4 protein-coding genes are annotated in these 2,667 nt (G+C 41.5%); 2 read left to right on the top strand and 2 right to left on the bottom strand.

Annotation, left to right across the window (positions count from 1 at the left end):
• On the top strand, window positions 1-380 hold a 380-nt coding region (locus SPADD19_RS06395; protein WP_164905856.1), incomplete at its 5' end, for an NADPH-dependent FMN reductase.
• 18 nt (window positions 381-398) lie between these two features.
• On the top strand, window positions 399-1,643 hold the full coding sequence (locus SPADD19_RS06390; protein ID WP_049517896.1) for an NAD(P)H-dependent oxidoreductase: 1,245 nt from the start codon (window positions 399-401) through the stop codon (window positions 1,641-1,643).
• A 36-nt stretch (window positions 1,644-1,679) separates the two neighbouring features.
• Here SPADD19_RS06390 and SPADD19_RS06385 read toward each other — a convergent pair whose 3' ends face one another.
• Both SPADD19_RS06385 and SPADD19_RS06380 read right to left on the bottom strand, forming a co-directional pair.
• Window positions 1,680-2,240 carry a TlpA family protein disulfide reductase gene (locus SPADD19_RS06385; protein WP_061455598.1) on the bottom strand — a complete coding sequence of 187 codons (561 nt, stop codon included), beginning with the start codon at window positions 2,238-2,240 and terminating at the stop codon, window positions 1,680-1,682.
• Window positions 2,241-2,263: 23 nt separating this feature from the next.
• Window positions 2,264-2,667 (bottom strand): cytochrome c biogenesis CcdA family protein (locus SPADD19_RS06380; protein WP_241496505.1); only part of this gene is annotated, 404 nt, incomplete at its 5' end.

The following is a 2,667-nucleotide window of genomic DNA, read 5'->3' as shown; positions in this document are numbered from 1 at the left end:
AATACGACCACTCTATTCCAGCAGTCTTGATGAGTGCACTCGCTTGGCTCTCATACGGAGTCTTCCCATTGTTGAATAAACCAGTCATGATTACTGGGGCTTCATACGGTACGTTGGGATCTTCACGCGCCCAACTCCAACTTCGCCAAATCTTAAATGCTCCAGAAATCAAAGCGAATGTCTTGCCAGATGAATTCTTGCTTTCTCATTCATTGCAAGCCTTTGATCAAAATGGAGACTTGGTGGATTTGGATGTTATTCAAAAATTAGATGCCATCTTCAATGATTTCCGTGTGTTTGTGAAAATTACAGACAAATTGCGCAATGCCCAAGAATTGCTTCGCAAAGATGCTGAAGAATTTGACTGGGAAAACTTGTAAGATAGGAGACAGAAAAGAATGAAATTTGTTGGACTTGTAGGATCAAACTACGATCAATCATATAACCGTAAACTCTTGGAATTCATTCGCCGCCAATTTAAGATTAAATTTGAATTGGAAGTTCTTGAAATCGATGAAGTTCCAATGTTCAACCAAGATGAAAAATGGGACGAAAGTTTCCAATTACGTCTCTTATATAACAAAATCACTCGAGCAGATGGTGTCATCATTGCTACTCCAGAGCACAACCATACGATCTCTGCTTCCCTCAAGTCTGTTCTTGAATGGCTTTCTTTCGAGGTGCATCCATTTGAAAACAAACCAGTTATGATCGTTGGTGCTTCTTACTACGATCAAGGGACTTCACGTGCGCAAGTTCACCTCCGTAAGATCCTCGATGCCCCAGGTGTCAATGCTTATACTCTTCCAGGAAATGAATTCCTTCTTGGAAAAGCGAAAGAAGCTTTTGACGAAGACGGCAATATCATCAACGAGGGAACCGTCAAATTCCTTGAAACCTGCTTGGATAATTTTATGAAATACGTTGAGGTTGTATCTAAATTGAAAAAACCAAAACCAATTGAACCAGAAGACTTGGATTGTAATCATCCAATCGCTACAACTGTTACTGAAGTCGATCCTGACGATCCAGATTGGGTAGAAAAAGTAGCTGAAATCACAGGGGCCGTTTCTGGCGATACTTATGTGAAACTAGACCACGGTATCCTAACCGTTGACCAAATTAATATGTTCTTGAAGGCCATGCCATTTGAGTTGACCTATGCCGATGATAACAACCAATTCCTCTATTACAACAATGCCCATCAAGATCCAGATACCATGTTTGCCAAACGTGTACCATCTCAATCTGGTAGCCGGATGTCAACAGTTCACGGATCCCTTCCACCGGCACGTATGAAAAACGTAGAATGGGTAATTGGTACCCTTCGCAATGGAAACCAAGAATATGTTCGGACCATTGTCCCAGGATCACCTGAAGGTGTGATCAATACCCACAACTACCAAGCCATGTACTATGATGATGGTTCTTATGCTGGTATCAATGAGATTGTCTTCAACTTCAAACCATGGTTAGACTGGTACCTGCAAACAACAGGACAACGTCTAGTTGGCGGAAGCGGTCCATTTGCTCCTGCTGGTGGACACGGTAGTGCAGATGCAACTTCTGGTGCTTCTGATGCTGGAGGACATGGTGATGGAGGGCACGGAGATGCTGATGCCACTTCTGGTGCAAGCAACTAAGAAACTAGAAAAAATGAAGCTTCTTGCTTCATTTTTTTATTGTAAGTCTTTGATGATCTTCTTAGCATCTTCGTTTGAAATAGCCCCTAATTGGACATGTCCAATTTTCCCATGACTGTCTATAAAGACTTCTGTAGGAATAGAGCGAACCTGATAATCTGCGAATGCAGAACCGTCTGGATTGTACAAGACCGGTACGGACTTGTAATCTTGTTGGTCAAACCATTTAACAAATTCTTCTTCTGTTTTTTCACCTTGGAGTCCTGGTGCCATAATGGTTAGAATTTCAAAGTCTCTATCCGAATCCTTGACCAATTTATCTAATTCAGGCATACTTTGCCGGCAAGGGCCACACCAGGTTGCCCAAAATTTCAAATAAACCTTCTTCCCTTTGTAGTCTGAGAGCTTGACAGTCTTACCCTTCATATCCTTTAGCTCAAACTCACTGGCGTCTTTTCCCACCAAAGGATTCTTATTCGTTGTTGTATTCATTGTTGGCTGATTGCCCATACTACTCTCACTGGTTTGATCCATGGAACAAGCTGACAGCAAAGCTAGAGAAAGTACTGAGAAACAAGCGTATTTAATACCTTTCATCATGCGTTAAACCTCCGATATTTTTATGAAAAGATAGATGACAAACTGTTCAATTGTCCCAAGAGTAAGAGAATTCCCATCAGAATAATGATGGCTCCGCCGATTTTTTTCAGCAACAACAAATGGGGTTTGAGACGATTAAAGTAAGGTAGGACCAGACTAGATGCTAAGGCCAACAGTAAAAACGGAAGGGCCATTCCCAAGGTGTAAACTAGGAGATAAACAGCTCCCATAAGAGCATCTTGTCCATCTGATGCTGCTAAAGCAAGAACTGATCCCAATACCGGACCAATACAAGGCGTCCAACCAAAACTAAAGCCAAGACCAAGGAGAAAAGCTGAGAACAATTCATTCTTCTGTTTGTTGGCTCCAAAATCCATTGTTTTTTGCTTCTCAAGGAAATGAAATTGAAAAACTTCCATCTGAT

This window comes from Streptococcus parasanguinis (assembly GCF_001578955.1).
Classification (GTDB): Bacteria; Bacillota; Bacilli; order Lactobacillales; family Streptococcaceae; genus Streptococcus; species Streptococcus parasanguinis_U.
Note: the sequence above shows the minus strand (reverse complement) of the source record. Positions and strands in the feature narration are given on the sequence as shown.

Excerpts from the sequence above, each read along its gene's own strand:
- SPADD19_RS06390 (WP_049517896.1), top strand. The coding sequence starts at position 399 with ATGAAATTTGTTGGACTTGTAGGATCAAACTACGATCAATCATATAAC.
- SPADD19_RS06385 (WP_061455598.1), bottom strand. The coding sequence starts at position 2,240 with ATGAAAGGTATTAAATACGCTTGTTTCTCAGTACTTTCTCTAGCTTTG.